The following is an 18,576-nucleotide window of genomic DNA, read 5'->3' as shown; positions in this document are numbered from 1 at the left end:
ACGGGAGCCGGACCGCATGCAGCTGGAAGCACCGATCCTCGTGCGCACCGAGGGCCGCGTCGGCGTCGTGACGCTGAACCGCCCGCGGCAGATGAACGCGTTGAACGACGCGCTGATGGACGCGCTCGGCGCCGCGCTGCTGGCCTTCGACGACGACCCCGGCATCGGGGCCATCGTGCTGACGGGCGACGAGCGCGCCTTCGCGGCCGGCGCCGACATCGCGGCCATGGCCGAATGGGACCATGCCGAGGTGGTCGCGCGGGAGTTCATCACGCGCAACTGGGAGACCATCCGCCGGGTGCGCAAGCCCGTGATCGCCGCGGTGGCCGGCTTCGCCTATGGGGGCGGCTGCGAGCTCGCGCTGGCCTGCGACATCGTGCTGGCGGCCGAGTCGGCGCGCTTCGCGCTGCCCGAGGTCAGGCTGGCGATGCTGCCGGGCGCGGGCGGCACGCAGCGGCTGCCGCGCGCCATCGGCAAGGCCAAGGCGATGGGGATGTGCCTGGGCGCGCGCGTGCTCGATGCGCACGAGGCCGACAGGTACGGGCTGGTGTCGCGCGTCGTGCCTTCCGCCTCGCTGCTGGACGAGGCGCTTTCGCTGGCCACGCGCATCGCCGGCTTCTCGCTGCCGGCGCTGGTCGCGATCAAGGAGTCGGTCAACCGTGCCTGGGAGTCCTCGCTGTCCGAGGGCATCCTGTTCGAGCGCCGGCAGCTGCATGCGCGCTTCGCGACCGAGGATGCGCGCGAGGGCATGCGGGCCTTTCTCGCCCGGCGCGAACCGGTGTTCCGCCACCGCTGAGCCGCGCCCAAAATCGTCCGATCCGACGACGCCCGCCGTATCCTGGGGGCCAACAATTCCCCGAGTCACACCCAGCCCCAGGAGAACCCATGCCCGAAGCCTATATCGTCGCCGCCGCCCGCACCGCTGGAGGCCGCCGCAACGGCCGCCTGGCCGGCTGGCATCCCGCCGACCTCGCCGCGCAGGTGCTCGACGCGCTGGTCGCGCGCACCGACGTCGATCCCGCCGCCATCGAGGACGTCATCATGGGCTGCGTCGGCCAGGCCGGCGAGCAGTCCTCGAACATCGCGCGCAACGCGGTGCTGGCCTCGCGCCTGCCCGAGTCGGTGCCGGCCACCTCGGTCGACCGCCAGTGCGGCTCGTCGCAGCAGGCGCTGCATTTCGCGGCCCAGGCCGTGATGTCGGGCAGCATGGACGTCGCGATCGCGGCCGGCGTCGAGAGCATGACGCGCGTGCCCATGGGCCTGCCGACCACCTTGCCGCTGAAGAACGGCCTGGGCTTCTATGTCAGCCCCGGCATGCAGAAGCGCTATCCCGGCGTCGAGTTCAGCCAGTTCACGGGCGCCGAGATGATCGCCGCCAACTACGGCATCGCGCGCGCCGAGCTCGATGCCTATGCGCTGCGCAGCCACCAGCTCGCGGCCGCGGCCACGCGCGCCGGCCACTTCGAGCGCGAGATCGTGCCGGTGGCGGTGCGGCTGGCCGATGGCAGCGAGCCCGGCGAGATGCACCTGGCCGACGAGGGCATCCGCGGCGACGCGACGCTCGAGAGCATCGGCGCGGTCAAGCTGATCGCCGAGGGCGGGCGCGTGACGGCCGCGACCGCGAGCCAGATCTGCGACGGTGCCAGCGGCGTGATGGTGGTCAACGAGCGCGGCCTCAAGACCTTCGGCCTGAAGCCGCTCGCGCGCATCCACCACATGAGCGTGATGGGCCACGACCCGGTGATCATGCTCGAGGCACCGATCCCGGCCACGCAGCGCGCGCTGCGGAAGGCCGGCATGAAGATCTCCGACATCGACCTGTTCGAGGTCAACGAGGCCTTCGCGCCGGTGCCGCTGGCCTGGCTGCAGGTGACGGGCGCCGATCCCGAGCGGCTCAACGTCCACGGCGGCGCCATCGCGCTCGGCCATCCGCTGGGCGCCTCGGGCACCAAGCTCATGACCACGCTCGTGCATGCGCTGGGCCAGCGCGGCAAGCGCTACGGGCTGCAGACCATGTGCGAGGGTGGCGGCATGGCGAACGTGACGATCGTCGAGCGGCTCTGAGGCGCGAGAGAAAGCGGATACCGGACGCAGAGGACGCGAAGGTTTCGCGAAGGACGCCAAAGGAAACCCCAAAAGGTGGGCTGCCGTTGGGCAACCGCTCATGGCCTTGCGGGCCTTGTTCGGGGTGCAATGGCCGCCGAAGCACGGCCCCATCATTTCGGCTGTTTTTTCGCGTCCTTCGCGAAACCTTCGCGTCCTCTGCGTCCGGATGTCCGCCTCCCCGAATCCCGGCAGAAAAAGGAGACACCCATGTTCGGATTGATGCAGGACCGCCCGCTCTTGATCTCGTCGCTGATCGAGCATGCCGCCACCTTCCACCCGCACACCGAGATCGTGGTGCGCAGCGTCGAAGGACCGATCGTGCGCACCGACTACGACGCGGTGCACCGGCGCGCGAAGCAGGTGGCCCACGCGATGGCGCAGCTCGGCATCGCCCCCGGCGACCGCGTGGGCACGCTGGCCTGGAACACGCACCGGCACCTGGCGCTGTACTTCGGCGTGTCGGGCGCGGGCGCGGTGCTGCACACCGTCAACCCGCGGCTCTTTCCCGAGCAGATCGACTACATCGTGAACCATGCCGAAGACAAGGTGCTGTTCTTCGACACCAGCTTCGCGCCGCTGGTCGAGAAGCTCGCGCCGGGCCTGCGCTCGGTGCGCGCCTTCATCGCGATGACCGACCGCGCCCACATGCCGGCCATCGACGTGCCGAACCTGCTGTGCTTCGACGAGCTGATCGATGCGCAGGGCGAGGACTACGACTGGCCCGTGTTCGACGAGCGCACGGCCTCGTCGCTGTGCTACACCTCGGGCACCACGGGCAATCCCAAGGGCGTGCTCTATTCGCACCGCTCGACCGTGCTGCACTCGCTGATGGAGTGCACGCCCGACACCTTCGGCGTGAACTCGGGCATGACCCTGCTGCTCGCGGTGCCGATGTTCCATGCCAATGCCTGGGGCATGCCGTACGCGGCGGCGATGGCCGGCGTCAAGCTGGTGATGCCCGGCCCGCATCTCGACGCGCAGAACCTCTACGAGCTGATGCGCGACGAGAAGGTCAGCATCTCGCAGGCCGTGCCCACGGTGTGGCTGATGCTGTTCCAGTACTTCGATGCCCATCCCGAACTCGATCCGCGCGCGCTGGGCCTCAAGCGCATCGGCCTCGGCGGCGCCGCCACGCCGCGCAGCATGATCGAGCGCTTCGAGCGCGACTTCGGCGCCGACTTCGTGCAGGGCTGGGGCATGACGGAGACCAGCCCGATCGGCGTGATCGGCAACCTGCTGCCCAAGCATGCGGCCTTGAGCGAGGACGAGAAGATCGGCATCAAGATGAAGCAGGGCCGCGGCGTCTGGGGCGTGGCGCTCAAGATCGTCGGCGAGGACGGCCGGCGCCTGCCGCACGACGGCAAGGCCTTCGGCCACCTGCATGTGCGCGGGCCGTGGATCGCGAGCGGCTACTTCCGCGGCGAGGGCGGCAGCGTGCTCGATGCCGAGGGCTTCTTCCCGACCGGCGACGTGGCCACCATCGATGCCGACGGCTATGTGCAGCTGGTCGACCGCGCGAAGGACGTGATCAAGTCGGGCGGCGAATGGATCTCGTCGATCGACCTCGAGAACGCGGCCAGCGCCCATCCGGCGGTGGCCGAGGCCGCGGTCATCGGCATCCCGCATCCGAAGTGGACCGAGCGGCCGCTGCTCATCGTGGTGAAGCGGCCCGGCAGCGAAGTGACCGCTTCGCAGCTGCGCGATTTCCTCGCGCAGCGCGTTGTCAAGTGGTGGCTGCCCGAGGATGTGGTCTTCGTCGACAGCCTGCCGCATACGGCCACCGGAAAGTTGCTCAAGACCCGCCTGCGGGAAATGTTCAAGGGATATGTCGCGGCCAAGTCGGTTTGATGACTTGTTCGATTTTTCTGTGGACAACTCTGTGGGTTGTGCGGGGAGCGGATTCGCGAAGCGAGGATTGGCGGGGCTTCCCGCCACATTGCCTGTTGAATAGGCAGGGGTGCGCGGGCGTGCAAAAAAGACTGCGCCACCTCGCGGTTCCGTCCGAAAAATCGTGGTAGAGCGACGGAAATCCGGGGGCGGTTTCAGCGCTGCAGTGCATCACGCAAGAAGGCGAGCATGCGTGGCCACGATGCACTGCGCGCCCGCGCATTGCCCTCGGGCGTGCCGCCCATGTCCATCGTTTCGCCGGATATCGCATGGACCGAGCGCGTCATGGTGGTCGGCGCGTTCGGCCACGCGATCGAATGGCCGGCGCGAGGGTAGCTCAGGTGCTCGGCGCGGTGCGGAAATCTTTTCTCGAGCAGGCGTTGCAGCGCGAAGTCGGCGAGATCGGTCGAGGGCCACAGGCCATCGGCCTCGCCCGAGATCAGCAGCACCGGGCCGTTGATGTTCTCGACCCGTATCGCGGTCTGCTCCACCAGCGCGGGATCGCGCAGCGGGATCAGGTACCAGTCGAAGCCGTCTTCTCGCGCAAGGCCCTTGGCGACGGCTTCATCCCACTGCGCATGCGTGAGCGTCGAGGCGAAAGCGATCTCCTGGCCGTCCAGCGTCCATGCGCCATGGCCGCTCGCGGGATAGGCGGGCCACACGATGCCGCTGGGCACATAGCCGATCACGCAGCCGATGGCGGGAAAGTGCGCGCCGAGCAGCAGCGCGAGTTCGCCGCCGCGCGACACGCCCACGGTGCCGATGCGGTCGGCTCGCACGCCGGGCTGTTCGGCCAGCCATTCGAGCGCCGTGCCGAAGTACTCGAGCGGAATGCGGTCGAGCGTGGGCGGCAGGCCCTCGGCCGCGAAGTAGGCCAGCGCCAGCGCGGCGAAGCCATGCGAGGCGAGCAGCGCGGCCATCTCCTGCGACCACGCCAGGCCGCCGTTCGATCCGCCGAGCACGAGCACGGCCGGATGCGGACCCGCGCCCGCGGGTTCGAACAACCGGCCGACCAGGCCGCGTTCCCTGACCTCCCTTTGGCGCACGCCGTCGCCGACATACACGCGGCGGATCGAGGCCGCGATCGAAGCCTCGTCGTTGCCGCGCACTGCGCGGAGCGTGGCGGTCAGCGGATCTTCGCTCAGGCCCACGATGCCGCCGACGCGCTCGGGCGGCACCGGCGCACGCGACCAGAACAGGCCCATCGCGTCGACGCCTTGGTAGCTGCCCGCGACCGGCGACTGGCGCGTGGCATCGACCGTGCCGTTGGCATCGGCCACGAAGAAGGCTTCGGACTGCAGCACCTCGTGTCCGAAGCGGCTGCTCAGTTGGAGCGCGACGCGCTCGCCGGGTGCGAGACCGCGCAGGCGGATCTCCAGCGATTGGTCGACGAGGCACTGCGATGGCAGGGGATCGAATTTCATGCCCGCATTCTCCCCGCGCCACCTTCGGCGCACCTTCAGAAGAACTCGTCGAGCAGGCAGTAGAACGCGATGCGCTCGGCATCCGGCGCGATGCCGTAGCGTTCGAAGAAGGGCGCGGTCCAGGCCTCGCCGAGGTTGAAGCCGATGCTGCGCGCGGCCAGCGCGAGGTCCTGCCAGCGGTCGGCCACGCCGACGCGGCCACAGTCGATGAAGCCCGTGAAGCCGTCGGCCGTTGCCATCAGGTTCGGCAGGCAGGCATCGCCGTGGGTCACGACGAGGTCTTCGCTCGCGGGCCGCGTCGCGCGCAGTCGCTCGAACAGATCGAGGGCGGTCCAGCCCGCGCGCTCGTCGTCGAAATCGCTCTCGTCGACCAGGCCGGCCACGGCGCGCGCGTGCGCGTCCTCGATCCGTTGTGCCAGGCGATGGTCGAAAGGGCAGGTGGCGACCGGCACCCGGTGCAGCAGGCGCAGCGCATCGGCCATGTGCACGACGATCTCGCCCGGGCGGAACGGGCCCGATGTGAGATCGCGGCCCGGCACGGCGCTCATCAGCAGCCAATGGCGATCGTGTTCGAGGGCCTGGTCGAGCACCGCGGGCGCGGGCAGGTCCTGGCGCGCGAGCCATTCGAGCCGCGCGATCTCGCCCGGCAGTTCAGCGAGGGGCGCCACGGGCTCGGACTTGAGGAACAGGAGCTCGCCATCGGCGGTCTCGATGCGAAACACATCGGCGCCCAATTCGCCGATCGTCTGGCGCTGCCAGTGGGCATCGGCCAGGCGGGCGCGCCAGGCGTGAGGAAAAGGGGGCAGCGGATTCAAGCGCGAAGGACTCCAGGGCGTGGCGCGGATGGCGCGGCACGCATCGTCGTCGCTCGCGCCCGCCTTTTCAAGCAAGCCACCACCGGCCCGCGGGCCGTTGCGCGCTAGTCCTTCTTCGGCGCGTCGGCGGCGTCCTCTTCCGCGTGGCCCAGCACGATCTGGCCCTCGGTGACGAAGCGGTCGAACTCGATGCGCGGGATCGCGGCGGTCAGCGGATTGCCGTCCTCGGTCCAGGTCAGCACCACGCTGTCGTCCGCGACCAGCGCCTGGCAGACGCCTTCGGGAATGCGGATCTGCGGGCCATCGCCCGCGCGGAACTCGACCACGCCGGCGATGCGGGCGTCGAGGCGTGAAGTGGCGGTGGTATTCATGGTCGTGGAGGTCCTCGGGTTGGAAGTCCAAAGCCTCGCCGAAGGCAGGGGGAGGCCGGCGTGGGACGACATCGCCGATGCGCGCAGGCGCAGCGTCGCGAGGCCTTTGGTGTTGTAGGCGGATTCCTGCACGGGGACGCGAAATCGTCCTCGCAAAAGCTGGCGCGCGGCGCGCTCTAGTCGGCGCGACGAAACAAGATGCAACCCGCTGGAGACAAGAGAGATGAACTTCGAAGGAATCTATTGCTTCGACACCGCCACGGTGCGCTTCGCGTTCTACCCGCATGGTCCGCAGGGCCAGCGCGTGCTGGCCGAGATCACGGAAGACGCGCTGCACGATGAATTCGGCGTGCGCGAGGGCGGCCCCCAGTTGCTCGAGGCCTGCCGCGCCTACTTCGACGCGATCGAGGCCAAGGCCCGGGAACGCTACCGCGACGAGCCGCGCTGCCTGATCTCGCTGACCTCGGAAGACTTCATCCGCATTCCCCGCTGAGGCGGGCGCCCTCGCGGCGACGGCCCAGGGCGCGTGTTGTCCTACGCGCCAGGGCGGGCCGCTTTCCAGAATGGATGGATGCACCGAGTGCTTTCCCTTTCTGGAAGGAGAACCCCATGGCCTCGAAGACCGACACCCGCGACCCCAAGGACACCAGCAAGCCCTTTCCGTTTCCCACCGCCGAGTCGCACGGCAAGCCCGCCCCCGAACACGACAAGCCCACCCACGAGGCACCGAGCGAGGACGCGCTCGACAGCGGCGTGGAAGAGTCCTTTCCCGCCAGCGACCCGGTGTCGGTGACGGTCACCAAGGTCAAGCTGCCGCCGGGCAAGGCCGACTCCTGATCCGGGCCATCGCTTCCGGACTACGCGCACAAGCGCTGGCGGCGACTGTCGGGTAGCCGGACCGATCCCGAAGATCGGCTCACGATGCCACAGACCGCCGCCACAGCCACACTCTCTCGCGAGGCGGACCGCACCGACGCCGCCTCCGTTCCCCAAGGCCTCTGGCGCCGCTGCAAGCGTTGGGCGTTGCCCGCGCTCGGCATCGTGGTGCTGGGCCTCCTGCTCTCGCATGCGCACAAGGTCGATTGGGCCGGCGCCTGGCATGCGCTGCAGCGCTATCCGCTCGGGCTGCTGCTCGGCGTGCTCGCGCTCTCGACCGCCAGCCATGCGCTCTACGGCTGCTTCGACCTGCTCGGCCGGCTGCACACGCGTCACAAGCTCGGCGCGCTGCGCACCTGGGCCATCGCGGTCACGAGCTATGCCTTCAACCTGAACCTGGGCTCGCTGGTGGGCGGCGTGGCGATGCGCGCGCGGCTCTATGCGCGCGCGGGCCTCGACGAGGCCACGGTGGCGCAGATCGTGGGCGTGAGCCTCGCCACCAACTGGCTGGGCTACGGCCTGCTGGCAGGCGGCCTGTTCGCCGCCGGCGCGATCGATCCGCCGCGCGAGGCGCACCTGGGCGTGATCGCGTTCCGCGCGCTCGGCGTGCTGATGATCGCGCTGGCCATCGGCTACGTGATCGCCTGCGGCGTCGCGCGCGGCAAGCGCTGGACCCTGCGCGGGCGCAACGTGCAATTGCCCTCGGCGCGGCTCGCGCTGCTGCAGATCTCGCTGTCGGCCTGCAACTGGGCGCTGATGGGCGCGGCGATGTACCTGCTGCTTGGGCAGAAGGTGCCGTACGCGACCACGCTGTCGGTGTTGATGGCGGCCTCGATCGTGGGCGTGTTCACGCCCATTCCCGCCGGGCTCGGCGTGCTCGAGGCCGTGTACCTCGCGCTGCTGTCGGGCAGCGTGCGGCAGGGCACGCTGATGGGCGCGGTGCTGGCCTACCGCGCGCTCTACTACCTGCTGCCGCTGGGCGGCGGGGTGCTGATGTACCTGCTGCTCGAGCGCCATGCGTCGAGCCATCCGGCCGCGGCCGAGGCGGGTTGAACGCGGCGGTGTGCGCCTCGGCTTGTGCGCGCAAGGGGCGGCTTCCTACGTCCGCAGCCGCATGGCGGGCGCAGCGTGGTTCCAGGTGGTCATCGCCGGCCCGTGGCGAGCCTTCCGATGGCCTTGTCCTCCCATTGCAGATCGCGAGGTCCGGCATGCATTCCATTTCGACGCTCCGCCATTCGTCCCGGGGACGGGCCCGCGCGATCGCGTGCGCCATCGTGCTCGGCGGCGTGGCATCCACGCCCACGGCCTTCGCGGCCGAACCTGCCGTGCAGGTCGCCCAGGCCGGCGCGCTCAGCGCACCCGACCGCAGCCTGATGAACCTGGCCGCCGGCGCCGGGCTCTACGAGGTCGAGGTCTCGAAGCTCGCCGCCTCGAAGGCCGTGAGCGCGGACGTGAAGGACTACGCGCTGATGCTCGCGAAGCATCACGGCGAATCGAACGAGACACTGCGCCGGCTGGCCGCGCGCAAGTCGGTGCCGCTGGTGGCCGAGATCCCGGCCGACAAGAAGGCGCGCATCGAGGCGCTGCAGGGCCTGTCGGGCGAGGGTTTCGACCGGGCCTATGTGGACCGCGTGGGCATCCAGGACCACGAGGCCGACATCCGCCTGTTCGAGAACATGGCGCGCGACGCCAACGATGCCGACCTGCGCGCCTTCGCCGAGAAGACGCTGCCGGCACTCAAGGAGCACCTGAACGCCGCCAAGACGATGGCGGGCAACCGGCGGCAGGCGCCGGCATCGCAGTGACACCCGCTCCCGCATGGCGCGCACCGCCGCACTGAAGCGCTACCAGGCCAAGCGCAATTTCGACATCACGCCCGAGCCCGCCGGGGGCGGCGAGTCGCTGCCCGGCGCATTGCAGTTCGTGGTGCAGAAGCACTGGGCGCGCAGCCTCCACTACGACTTCCGCATCGAGATCGACGGCACCATGAAGAGCTGGGCCGTGCCCAAGGGACCGAGCTACGACCCGCATGACAAGCGCATGGCGATGCATGTGGAGGACCACCCGGTGTCGTACAACGCCTTCGAGGGCGAGATTCCCGCGAAGCAGTACGGCGCGGGCAAGGTGATCGTCTGGGACAAGGGCTTCTGGGTGCCGCTGGGCAATGTGCGCAAGGACTACCGCGCGGGCCACATCAAGTTCGAGCTGCATGGCCACAAGCTGCGCGGGCGCTGGGCGCTGGTGCGCATGAAGGCGCGCAAGGAGGGCAGCGGCGATCCGTGGCTGCTGATCAAGGAGCGCGACGAGTTCGCGCGCGAGGCCGCGGAATTCAGCGTGGTCGACCAGTTCCCCGACAGCGTGGCCGCGCTCGCGATGCCGCGGGCGAGCACAGTGTCGAAGCCCGCCGCGAAGAAGGCGGCGCGAAAGCGTTCCGAGTGGCCCGAAGAAGCCGTCGAGGCAGAGCCTCCGCCCAAGCTCGCGCCGGTGCTCGCCACGCTGGTCGACGGGCCGCCGCCCGATCCGGGCGACTGGGTCTACGAGATCAAGTTCGACGGCTACCGGCTGCTCGCGCGCATCGAGGGCAAGACGGTGCGCCTGTTCACGCGCAACGGCCATGACTGGAGCGATCGCATGCCGCACCTGGTGCGCGCGATCCAGCGCATGAAGCTGAAGCCGGGCTGGCTCGACGGCGAGATCGTGGTGCTCGACGAGGCCGGCCGCACCGACTTCCAGGCGCTGCAGAGCGCCTTCGACAGCACGCGGACCCAGGACATCGTCTATTTCCTGTTCGACCTGCCGTACTACGACGGTCACGACCTGCGCGCCGTGCCGCTGGTCGAGCGGCGCGCGCTGCTCGAGCGGCTGCTCGCCGATCCGCCGCCCGAGATCCGCTTCAGCGCGGTCTTCGACGCACCGCCCGAGGACATCGTGGCCTCGGCCTGCCGCATCGGGCTCGAGGGCGTGATCGGCAAGCGGCGCGGCAGCGCCTACCGCTCGCGCCGTTCGCCCGACTGGATCAAGCTCAAGTGCGCGCGCAGGCAGGAGTTCGTGGTCGCCGGCTACACCGACCCGCAGGGCTCGCGCACGGGCTTCGGCTCGCTGCTGCTCGGCGTGCATGACGAACACGGCGAGCTGGTGTTCGCGGGCGGCGTGGGCACGGGCTTCAACGAGCGTTCGCTGGCCGAGATCTTCGCGCGGCTGAAGCCCCTGGCCATCGACCAACGTCCGTTCAAGCGGCGCATCGAGAACGAGCGCCGCGCGCACTGGGTGAAGCCGGTGCTGGTGGCCGAGGTCACGTTCTCCGAGTGGACGCAGGACGGCCATGTGCGCCACCCGGTGTTCCATGCGTTGCGCAGCGACAAGCCCGCGAAGCAGATCGTGCGCGAGGCGCCGGTGCCCGCGCGCGCGGCGGACCGGGAGCAGGCGAAGACCCAGACGAAAGGGCCGGCCGCCACCTTGCCCGCGAACTTCAAGGTCTCGCATGCCGAGCGCGTGGTCGATGCGTCGAGCGGCATCACCAAGGTCGAGGTGGTGCGCTTCTACGGCCTGGTCGCGCCGCTGATGATGGAGCACCTGCGCGGCCGGCCGGTGTCGCTGGTGCGCGCGCCGCGCGGCATCGGCGGGCAGCTGTTCTTCCAGAAGCACCTCGAGGACGGCAGCATCGAGGGCATCCGCCAGCTCGATGCCGCGCTGTGGCCCGCGCATCCCGCGCTGATCGAGGTGGCGGCCGCGCTCGGCCTGCCGGGCGCGGCACAGATGAACGTGATCGAGCTGCACACCTGGAACGCCGTCAAGTCCGCGATCGACAAGCCCGACCGCATGACCTTCGACCTCGACCCCGGCGAGGGCGTCGACTGGCCCGCGATGCTGCAGGCCGTGGAGCTGATGCGCGTGATCCTGGTCGAGCTCGGGCTCGTGCCCTTCTGCAAGACCAGTGGCGGCAAGGGCCTGCACGTGGTGGTGCCGCTGCGCCGCGTGCATGGCTGGGACGTGGTGAAGGATTTCTCGCAGGCCATCGTGCGCCACATGGCGCGCACCTTGCCGCAACTCTTCGTGGCGAAGAGCGGACCCTCGAACCGCGTGGGCCGCATCTTCATCGACTACCTGCGCAACGGCTTCGGCGCCACCACGGTCAGCGCCTGGTCGCTGCGCGCGCGGCCGGGCATGGGCGTGTCGGTGCCGGTGGCGTGGGACGAGGTGCTCGACCTGCGCGGCGGCGACCACTGGACCTTGCGCGACATCCATACGAGGCTCGATCGCGGCAATGCGCCGTGGGAGGGCTATGCGAAGGCGGCGCGCAGTCCGAATGCGGCGATGAAGATGCTCGGCTTCGATGCGAAGAAGGCCGGTGGCCGCGGGCGTTGACGCGCGGGTCCCGCGCGATCAGAAGGCGTGCCGGATGCCGACGTCGTAGCCGGTCGCGCCGCGCGGCTCCATGCCGCCCTTGGTGACGTAGGCCGCCTGCGGAAAGATCGCCGGCAGGCTCAGCACCAGCGGGGTGACACCCATCACGCCGGGGTTGTTGTGGCCGTCGCGGATGGCGATGCGCGCCACCGTCGCATAGAGCGCGGTGCGCCTGGACAGGTTGTGCACGTAGCCCAGCGCCAGCTTGTCGACCGAGGCGTTGCCGCCGGGCACGCCGTTGCCGTTGCCGAAATTCACGCGCGCGAACGAGGCGCGCACGATGCCCGGCCCCACCGGCATGTTCAGGCCGGCGACGAAGCCGTCGTAGCGGTCGGTGGCCCGGCTGCCGAACAGGCCGGCGTCGTCGCGCGCATTCCGCACGCGCGACCATTCGCCGAGCAGCTTCACCGCGCCGAAGTCGTAGGAGCCGCCGAGGTTCAGGCTCCTGATCTTCTCGCCGCGGGGCGCGGCGCTCACGAGCGTGCTCTCGCCGTAGCCCAGCGCCACGTCGGCCGGACCGTCGGTCCATCCCACGCGCGCGCCGGCATAGCGGCCGCGCCCGGACGGGCTGTCGCTCGCGTCGCTCGCCTTCACGTTCTCGTGGAAGGCGTACTGCACCTGGCCGTAGAAGCCGCCGAGCCCCGGCGGCAGGAAGTAGCTGAGGGCGTTGCTGGTGCGCAGGTAGCTGTCGGTGCCGGCGGAGAGAACGCCGTTGAGCAGGCCGCCGGTGGCGAGTGCCCGCGAGGCGGCGAGGTTGCTGTTGACCACGGCGATCAGGTTGGTGCCGACGCCATTGACGCCGAAGGGGTCGAACACGCCGTCGTTCCAGAACGAGGCGGTGTAGTCGCGGCCCAGGCGCAGCTCGCCGAACGATCCCGAGAGGCTCAGGGTGGAACGGCGGCCGAAGTTGCCGATGCCGCCGCCGTTGTCGTTGGCCAGCGGCGCCTCGAGCCAGAAGCCGGCCGCGAGGCCGCCGCCCAGGTCCTCGGTGCCGCGAAAGCCCAGCCGGCTGGACGCGTAGCCCGAGGGCGAGAGCGCGGTCTGGCTCTGCCTGACCTGGCGCGGCGCTGCGAGGCCCCAGGACCGGCTGCGGGTGCTGTAGTGGCTGATGCCGGCGTCGACGACGCCGAACACGGTGAGGGCGGATTGCGCGGCGGCACCGCCCGTGGCGGCCAGCAGCGACAGGGCCAGCGTGGTGGTCTTCATGGCGGGCTTCCTCAGGGGACCAGCACGGTCGATCCGGCCGTCTGGCGCGACTCGAGCGCGCGATGGGCCTGCGCCGCATCGGCGAGCGCGAAGCTGCGTTGCGGCTCGCTGACGATGCGCCCGGCCAGCACGTGGTCGAACAGCTCGCGCGCCATCTCGAGCATGTGGGCGCGCGGCTGGATGTAGTGCGCCATCGCCGGCCGCGTCATCCACAGCGAGCCCTTGGCCGCGAGCAGCTGCGAGTCGATCACCACCGATCCCGAGGAGGTGCCGTTGCTGACCAGCGTGCCGCGCGGCTGCAGGCAGTCCAGCGAATCCATCAACGTGTCCTTGCCCACCGAGTCGTAGACCACCGGCACGCCGCGGCCGCCGGTGATCTCGCGCACGCGCTCGACGGTGTTCTCGCGCGCGGTCACGATGACGTGGGCGCAGCCGGCGGCCCGGGCGAGCGCCGCCTTCTCGTCGGTGCCGACGGTGCCGATCATCGTGACGCCCAGGGCGCGCGCCCACTGGCAGGCGATCAGGCCGACGCCGCCGGCGGCCGCGTGGTAGAGGATGGTCTCGCCGGCCTGCAGCGGACGGACCTGGCGGAACAGGTACTGCGCCGTCATGCCCTTCATCATCAGCGTGGCGGCGGTGCGATCGGGGAGGCCCTCGGGCAGCGGGATCAGCACTGCGGCGGGCATCACGCGGACCTGCGAGTAGGCGCCCTGCGGACCGATGAGATAACCCACGCGATCCCCGGCCTTGACCTCCGTCACGCCGGGGCCGACGGCCTCCACCACGCCGACCGCGTCCGAACCCAGCCCGTCGGGCAGCGCCAGCGGATAGCGGCCGGTGCGGAAGTAGATGTCGATGAAGTTGACCGCGATGAAGCTGTGGCGCACGCGCGCCTGGCCGGGACCGGGGTCTGCGACCTCGACGTTCTCGAGCCGCAGGACCTCGGGACCGCCGGTCTCGTGGAAGCGGATGGCTTGGGGCATGGCGATGTCTCCTCGTTGTTCTGGATGGTCTTCAGTTCAGGCGGATGTCGTAGCGCTTGACGATGCCGGCGTTGCGGGTGAACTCCTCGCGCAGTGCCTCCTGCGCCTGCGCGGGCGTGCGGTCCGCCATCGGCTCGAAGCCGGCGTTGGCCACGCTTGCGCGCACCGCCGGGTTGGCCGCGACCTTGCGCAGCACCGCGTGGATCTTCTCGACCAGCGGCGCCGGCATCTGCGAGGACGCGATCACGCCGGTCCAGTTGGCGAAGTCGAGCGCCGGGTAGCCCAGCTCGGCGAAGGTGGGCACGGCGGGAAATTCGGGCAGCCGGGCCTGGGTCGCGACCGCCAGCAGCCGCACCCGGTTGGCGGCGATCAGCGGCCGGGCCGTGACCGAGCCGTCGAACATCAGCGGCACCTGGCCGCCCATGACCTGCGCCAGCGCGGGCGCGGAACCGGGGTAGGGCACGTGCTGCATGTCGAGCCCGGCCGCCTGGTTGAGGATGGCGCCCGCGTACTGCGAGGCCGTGCCCGCGCTGTAGGAGGCGTAGGAGACCTGGCCCGGATGGGCCTTCACATAGGCGATCGCCTCCTTCGCATCCCTGGCCGGGAACTGCGGCGAGGCGATCAGCAGCAGCGAGGAGCGCGCCATCAGCGCGACCGGCTGCACGTCCTTGAGCGGATCGAAGCCGCCCTTGAGCACGTGCGGCACCTCGGTGAGCACGTTGCTGGCGGTCATCATCAGCGTCTGGCCGTCGGCCGGCTGGGACAACAGGTACTTGACGGCGATCGCCCCGCCGGCGCCCGGCCTGTTCTCGACCACCACCGGCTGGCCGATGTCGCGCGAGAGCTGGTCGCCCACGATGCGCGCGAGCACGTCGATGGTGCCGCCCGGCGGCGCGGGGACGATCATCTTGACCGGCTTGTCGGTGTAGGCCTGGGTCCAGGGCGAGCCCAGCGCCGACGCGGCGGCGACGAGCAGGGCGGCGAGGTGCGTGAGGCGCGGCATGGCTGCTCCGGTGCGTGGAGGTTCAGGCGGCCTTGCGCAGGAAGCCCTGCTGGCCGCCGTTGCGGTTGGGCGCGAAGCCGTTGGCCCGCAGCGTCTCTTCCACCGTGTCGTGGAACACGCCGATCCGCGAGATCTCGCGCGCCTGTTGCGCGGTGGCGATCGGGCGGCCGAATTCGCGCGCGATGCGCACCAGCTGCTCGACCTGCGCGGCGGTGCCGATCTTGGCGGTGCGCGACTGGTTCCAGAGGTTGTCCTCGGTTCCGCAGCGCACGTGCAGGCCCATGGCGATGCCCATCATGTTGACCGGCAGCACGTTGAGCACCGAACTCTCCACCGTGAGCACCGCGCCGTCGGGCACCGCGCGCACGAAGTTCGCGAGGTTGTAGATGTTCGGCGCGTCCATGCCGCCGCCGATCGCGACCCAGTTGAGCACCAGCGGGCCCTTGTAGATGCCGCGGCGCATCAGCCGCTCGACCGACTCGAAGCTGTTGATGTTGTAGCACTGGAAGGCGCTCTGGATGCCCGCGGCGCTGAGGCGGCGGATGTGCTCCTCGGCCCAGCCCGGTTGCGCCGGCACCGTCATCTCCTTGTAGGCATTGAAGACGACCGGGTCCTCCATCGAGGTGCCGCGAATGTCGCGCAGGTCGAACTGCTCGAGGATGTTCATCTGCGAGGTGTTGACCGTCACCGTGACCTGGTCCGGCTTGGGGTCGAGCTCGGCCAGCATGTGGCGCGTGTCGTCCGACAGCCACTTGGCGGCAGCGCCCTCGCTTTCGGGCGCGAACGAGATCGAGCCGCCGACCTGGATGATCATCTCGGGCACGCGGGCCCGCACGCCGGCGATCAGCTCGTTGAACTTCGACAGGCGCTTGGAACCCTTGCCGTCGAGTTCGCGCACGTGCAGGTGCAGCACGGTGGCGCCGGCTTCGTAGCAGTCCACCGCCTTCTGCACCTGCTCCTCCATCGTCACGGCGATCTCGCCCGGGAAGTCCGAGGGCAGCCAGGATGGCGCGTAGGGGGCGGCGGTGATGATCAGCGGCTGCTGGTTTTCGGGGAACAGGTGACCGTCTAGGAAATTCATCGAGGGCTCCGGGGATGCGGGTGGTGCGAAGGGGGAAAAGGCGGGTCAGGCGGTCGGCGTGCCGACGATGCCGGCGCGTTCCATCTTGCGGTGGCAGGGCGGGTAGTCCATCACCGCGTAGTGCTGCGTGGCGCGGTTGTCCCAGATCGCCACACTGTCGGGCTGCCAGCGCCAGCGCACCTGGTATTCGGGGATGGCGGCCTGGTTGACGAGGTACTGCAGCAGCGCCGACGCGCCCTGCGTGAAATCCTGGCCGTAGCGCACGTTGGCGGGCGTGTGGAAGTTGGTGAAGTGCGTCGTGAAGCCGTTGACGTACAGCACCCGCTCGCCCGTCTCGGGATGGACGCGCACCACGGGATGCTCCGCATCGGGGTAGCGGGCCTTGAGCGCGAGGCGCTGCGCGATCGGCATTGCCGCGCCGAAGGTGCATTCGATGCTGTGGCGGGCGCGCAGCGGCGCGATCAGTGCCTTCACGTGCTCGGGCAGGCGCTCGTAGGCCAGCGCCATGTTGGCCCACATCGTGTCGCCGCCCACGGGCGGGCACTCGACGCAGCGCAGCACGCAGCCCATCGGCGGCGTCTCGCGCCAGCTGGCGTCGGTGTGCCAGCTGTTCTCGTAGCGGTCGTTGGGCGCGTCCGGCGTCTTGTAGATGCGCACCAGCCCCGGGTGCTCCGGATCGCTGCCGGCGACCGGGTGGTCCTCCAGTTCGCCGAAGCGCCGCGCGAAGGCGACGTGCTCGGCCCGGCTGATCTTCTGATCGCGCAGGAACAGCACCTTGTGCCGCAGCAGCAGCGCCCGGATTTCCTCGAACAGGCCGTCGTCCCGGGCCGCATCGGCCAGGCTGATGCCATCGAGCCGCGCGCCGATGGCGCAGGTCAACGCTTCGATCCGCATGTCTTGTCTCCGTGCTTTTTCTTGGGTCTTTCCGCCCCGGCCTCCGGGGTGCGGGCATGGGGGCGACTGTAGGAGCGAGGGGGCGGCGCCGCTTTGCATTCCGTGCCATTCGCTGTGCATTTGGTGCCAGAATTTCCGCCACCCTGGAAAGGCCCGGCATGACGGCACTGATTCGCGCGGCGGCGCTGACGAACTTCTCGGAGGTTGCGCAGGAACTCGGTCACGACCCCGGCGCGGCGCTGCGCAGGGCGGGACTGCGCGCACGGATGGTCCGCGAGCCGGACCAGTTGATCGAGGCCGATCGCGTGGCCCGCCTGCTCGAGGACGCGGCGCGCGACACGGCCTGCGAGTCCTTCGGCCTGCGCATTGCCGCGCGGCGCCAGCTATCGAACTTCGGGGTGGTCAGCCTGCTGCTGATGCACCAGCCGACGCTGCGGCAGGTGCTGCTCACGCTGATCGAGCACCTGCACCTGCTCAACGAAAGGCTGGCGATCCAGGTGGAGGATGTCGGCAAGCTGGTGCTGCTGCGCGAGGAACTGGTCATGTCCATGCCGGCCCGGCAGTCGATCGAGCTGGCGATCGGCGTGCTCTACCGGATGTGCGCGGCGCTGCTGGGCGACCGGTGGCGGCCCGCCAGCGTGAGCTTCACCCACGGGCCGCCCGCCGACGCGGCCTTTCACCGCCGCTTCTTCCAATGCCCGGTCGAGTTCGACGGCAGTTTCAACGGGCTGGTCTGCCGCGCGGCGGATCTGGACGTGGCCAATCCCGGGGCCGATGCCGTGCTCGCCGCCTATGCGCGCAAGCTGATCGATGCCGTGCCCGGCGAGCGCGAGCGCTCGATCGACCAGGAGGTGCGCAAGGCCATCTACCTGATGCTGCCGGCGGGGCGTGCCACCTGCAAGTCGGTGGCGCAGGGCCTGGGGCTCAGCATGCGCACCCTGCAGCGCCAGCTCGATGCGCGCGAGCTGACCTTCAAGCAACTGGTCAACGACGTGCGCCAGGAACTCGCGCGGCGCTACGTGGCCAATGGCCGCCACAGCTTGGGCGAGGTGGCGGCGATGCTGGGCTACAGCACGCACAGTGCCTTCACCCGGTGGTTCGGCACCCAGTTCGGTTGTTCTCCCGAAGCCTGGCGCGCTACAGCTCGATGAACGCCGAGGTCGCCTTGTTCAGCGCGAGCATGCCCTTGGCCGTGATGCTCTCGACCTGGGCCAGCTGGCGGATCGCGCGGCCTTGCGGGTTGCGCTCCGAAGGGGGAATGAAGGCCGTCACGAGGTCCGCCGCGCGCAGCACGCGCAGCTTGTCGATCTCGGCGGGCGTGTGCACGACGTATGGCAATTTCTGCTCGGCGATGGTCCGAAGAAACTCCATGGGCATATGCCGTCTCCTTGAACGTTGATGGCAATGGGTTCGTGACATTGTGCGCAAAAACTCTTAGGGCAGCCTAAACCCTGCGCCGCTCGTGCCTATGTCAGGTGGTAGTCCGGCAGTACGGAAGCACTCTTTTTCGTAAAGCGTCGCGCGTG

The 18,576-nt window shown here is 69.8% G+C and carries 18 protein-coding genes; 9 read left to right on the top strand and 9 right to left on the bottom strand.

Translation table 11 applies throughout. The annotated features are described in order from the left end of the window. Positions 1–16: 16 nt before the first annotated feature. The 3 genes from ACODT0_RS03735 (at position 17) to ACODT0_RS03725 (ending at position 3,954) form a co-directional block, all read left to right on the top strand. Positions 17–796 (top strand): enoyl-CoA hydratase-related protein, encoded by a 780-nt coding sequence (locus ACODT0_RS03735; protein ID WP_489040612.1) that lies wholly within the window; start codon positions 17–19, stop codon positions 794–796. Positions 797–885: 89 nt separating this feature from the next. Continuing rightward, positions 886–2,064, top strand: coding sequence for an acetyl-CoA C-acetyltransferase (locus ACODT0_RS03730; RefSeq protein ID WP_093343290.1), 1,179 nt, complete (start codon positions 886–888; stop codon positions 2,062–2,064). 249 nt (positions 2,065–2,313) lie between these two features. After that, on the top strand, positions 2,314–3,954 hold the full coding sequence (locus tag ACODT0_RS03725) for a long-chain-fatty-acid--CoA ligase (RefSeq protein ID WP_489040611.1): 1,641 nt from the start codon (positions 2,314–2,316) through the stop codon (positions 3,952–3,954). 194 nt (positions 3,955–4,148) lie between these two features. Here ACODT0_RS03725 and ACODT0_RS03720 read toward each other — a convergent pair whose 3' ends face one another. From ACODT0_RS03720 to ACODT0_RS03710, 3 genes are all read right to left on the bottom strand, one after another. Continuing rightward, the gene (locus tag ACODT0_RS03720) at positions 4,149–5,417 is read right to left on the bottom strand and encodes an acyl-CoA thioesterase/bile acid-CoA:amino acid N-acyltransferase family protein (RefSeq protein ID WP_489040610.1); all 1,269 of its coding nucleotides are present in this window, start codon (positions 5,415–5,417) and stop codon (positions 4,149–4,151) included. Positions 5,418–5,452: 35 nt separating this feature from the next. Next, positions 5,453–6,232: an APH(3')-II family aminoglycoside O-phosphotransferase gene (locus ACODT0_RS03715; protein WP_489040609.1), complete on the bottom strand. Its 780-nt coding sequence runs from the start codon at positions 6,230–6,232 to the stop codon at positions 5,453–5,455. 104 nt (positions 6,233–6,336) lie between these two features. Beyond that, on the bottom strand, positions 6,337–6,603 hold the full coding sequence (locus ACODT0_RS03710; protein WP_057589671.1) for a hypothetical protein: 267 nt from the start codon (positions 6,601–6,603) through the stop codon (positions 6,337–6,339). Between the two features lie 223 nt (positions 6,604–6,826). Here ACODT0_RS03710 and ACODT0_RS03705 point away from each other — a divergent pair, with 223 nt between their 5' ends. From ACODT0_RS03705 to ligD, 5 genes are all read left to right on the top strand, one after another. Continuing rightward, on the top strand, positions 6,827–7,096 hold the full coding sequence (locus ACODT0_RS03705; protein ID WP_057589672.1) for a hypothetical protein: 270 nt from the start codon (positions 6,827–6,829) through the stop codon (positions 7,094–7,096). A gap of 116 nt (positions 7,097–7,212) precedes the next feature. After that, positions 7,213–7,440 carry a hypothetical protein gene (locus tag ACODT0_RS03700; protein WP_057589673.1) on the top strand — a complete coding sequence of 76 codons (228 nt, stop codon included), beginning with the start codon at positions 7,213–7,215 and terminating at the stop codon, positions 7,438–7,440. An 84-nt stretch (positions 7,441–7,524) separates the two neighbouring features. Continuing rightward, positions 7,525–8,532, top strand: coding sequence for a lysylphosphatidylglycerol synthase domain-containing protein (locus ACODT0_RS03695; RefSeq protein WP_261210393.1), 1,008 nt, complete (start codon positions 7,525–7,527; stop codon positions 8,530–8,532). A 155-nt stretch (positions 8,533–8,687) separates the two neighbouring features. Beyond that, on the top strand, positions 8,688–9,284 hold the full coding sequence (locus tag ACODT0_RS03690) for a DUF4142 domain-containing protein (protein ID WP_422097646.1): 597 nt from the start codon (positions 8,688–8,690) through the stop codon (positions 9,282–9,284). Positions 9,285–9,297: 13 nt separating this feature from the next. Next, positions 9,298–11,844, top strand: a complete 2,547-nt coding sequence (ligD, locus tag ACODT0_RS03685; protein ID WP_489040608.1) for a DNA ligase D — start codon at positions 9,298–9,300, stop codon at positions 11,842–11,844. Positions 11,845–11,862: 18 nt separating this feature from the next. Here ligD and ACODT0_RS03680 read toward each other — a convergent pair whose 3' ends face one another. The 5 genes from ACODT0_RS03680 to ACODT0_RS03660 are packed head-to-tail and all read right to left on the bottom strand — an operon-like array spanning position 11,863 to position 17,050. Next, positions 11,863–13,089, bottom strand: coding sequence for a porin (locus tag ACODT0_RS03680; RefSeq protein WP_489040607.1), 1,227 nt, complete (start codon positions 13,087–13,089; stop codon positions 11,863–11,865). Between the two features lie 11 nt (positions 13,090–13,100). Beyond that, the gene (locus tag ACODT0_RS03675; RefSeq protein ID WP_489040606.1) at positions 13,101–14,072 is read right to left on the bottom strand and encodes a quinone oxidoreductase family protein; all 972 of its coding nucleotides are present in this window, start codon (positions 14,070–14,072) and stop codon (positions 13,101–13,103) included. 31 nt (positions 14,073–14,103) lie between these two features. Further along, entirely contained in the window at positions 14,104–15,075 is a 972-nt protein-coding gene (locus ACODT0_RS03670) for a Bug family tripartite tricarboxylate transporter substrate binding protein (protein WP_489040605.1), read from the bottom strand. A 22-nt stretch (positions 15,076–15,097) separates the two neighbouring features. Further along, entirely contained in the window at positions 15,098–16,156 is a 1,059-nt protein-coding gene (locus ACODT0_RS03665; RefSeq protein WP_261210404.1) for a beta-keto acid cleavage family enzyme, read from the bottom strand. A gap of 45 nt (positions 16,157–16,201) precedes the next feature. Next, the gene (locus ACODT0_RS03660; protein ID WP_057589681.1) at positions 16,202–17,050 is read right to left on the bottom strand and encodes a TauD/TfdA dioxygenase family protein; all 849 of its coding nucleotides are present in this window, start codon (positions 17,048–17,050) and stop codon (positions 16,202–16,204) included. Between the two features lie 158 nt (positions 17,051–17,208). On the opposite strand from ACODT0_RS03660, the gene ACODT0_RS03655 reads away from it, so the two are divergent. After that, positions 17,209–18,201, top strand: a complete 993-nt coding sequence (locus ACODT0_RS03655) for an AraC family transcriptional regulator (protein ID WP_261210407.1) — start codon at positions 17,209–17,211, stop codon at positions 18,199–18,201. On the opposite strand, the gene ACODT0_RS03650 is transcribed toward ACODT0_RS03655, so the two are convergent. Then, positions 18,188–18,421: a hypothetical protein gene (locus ACODT0_RS03650; protein WP_261210409.1), complete on the bottom strand. Its 234-nt coding sequence runs from the start codon at positions 18,419–18,421 to the stop codon at positions 18,188–18,190. The two genes, ACODT0_RS03655 and ACODT0_RS03650, sit on opposite strands and share 14 nt — an antisense overlap. Between the last annotated feature and the right edge of the window lie 155 nt (positions 18,422–18,576).

It is taken from the genome of Variovorax sp. FG153 (assembly GCF_057809595.1).
This window is presented reverse-complemented; position numbering and strand designations above follow the sequence as displayed.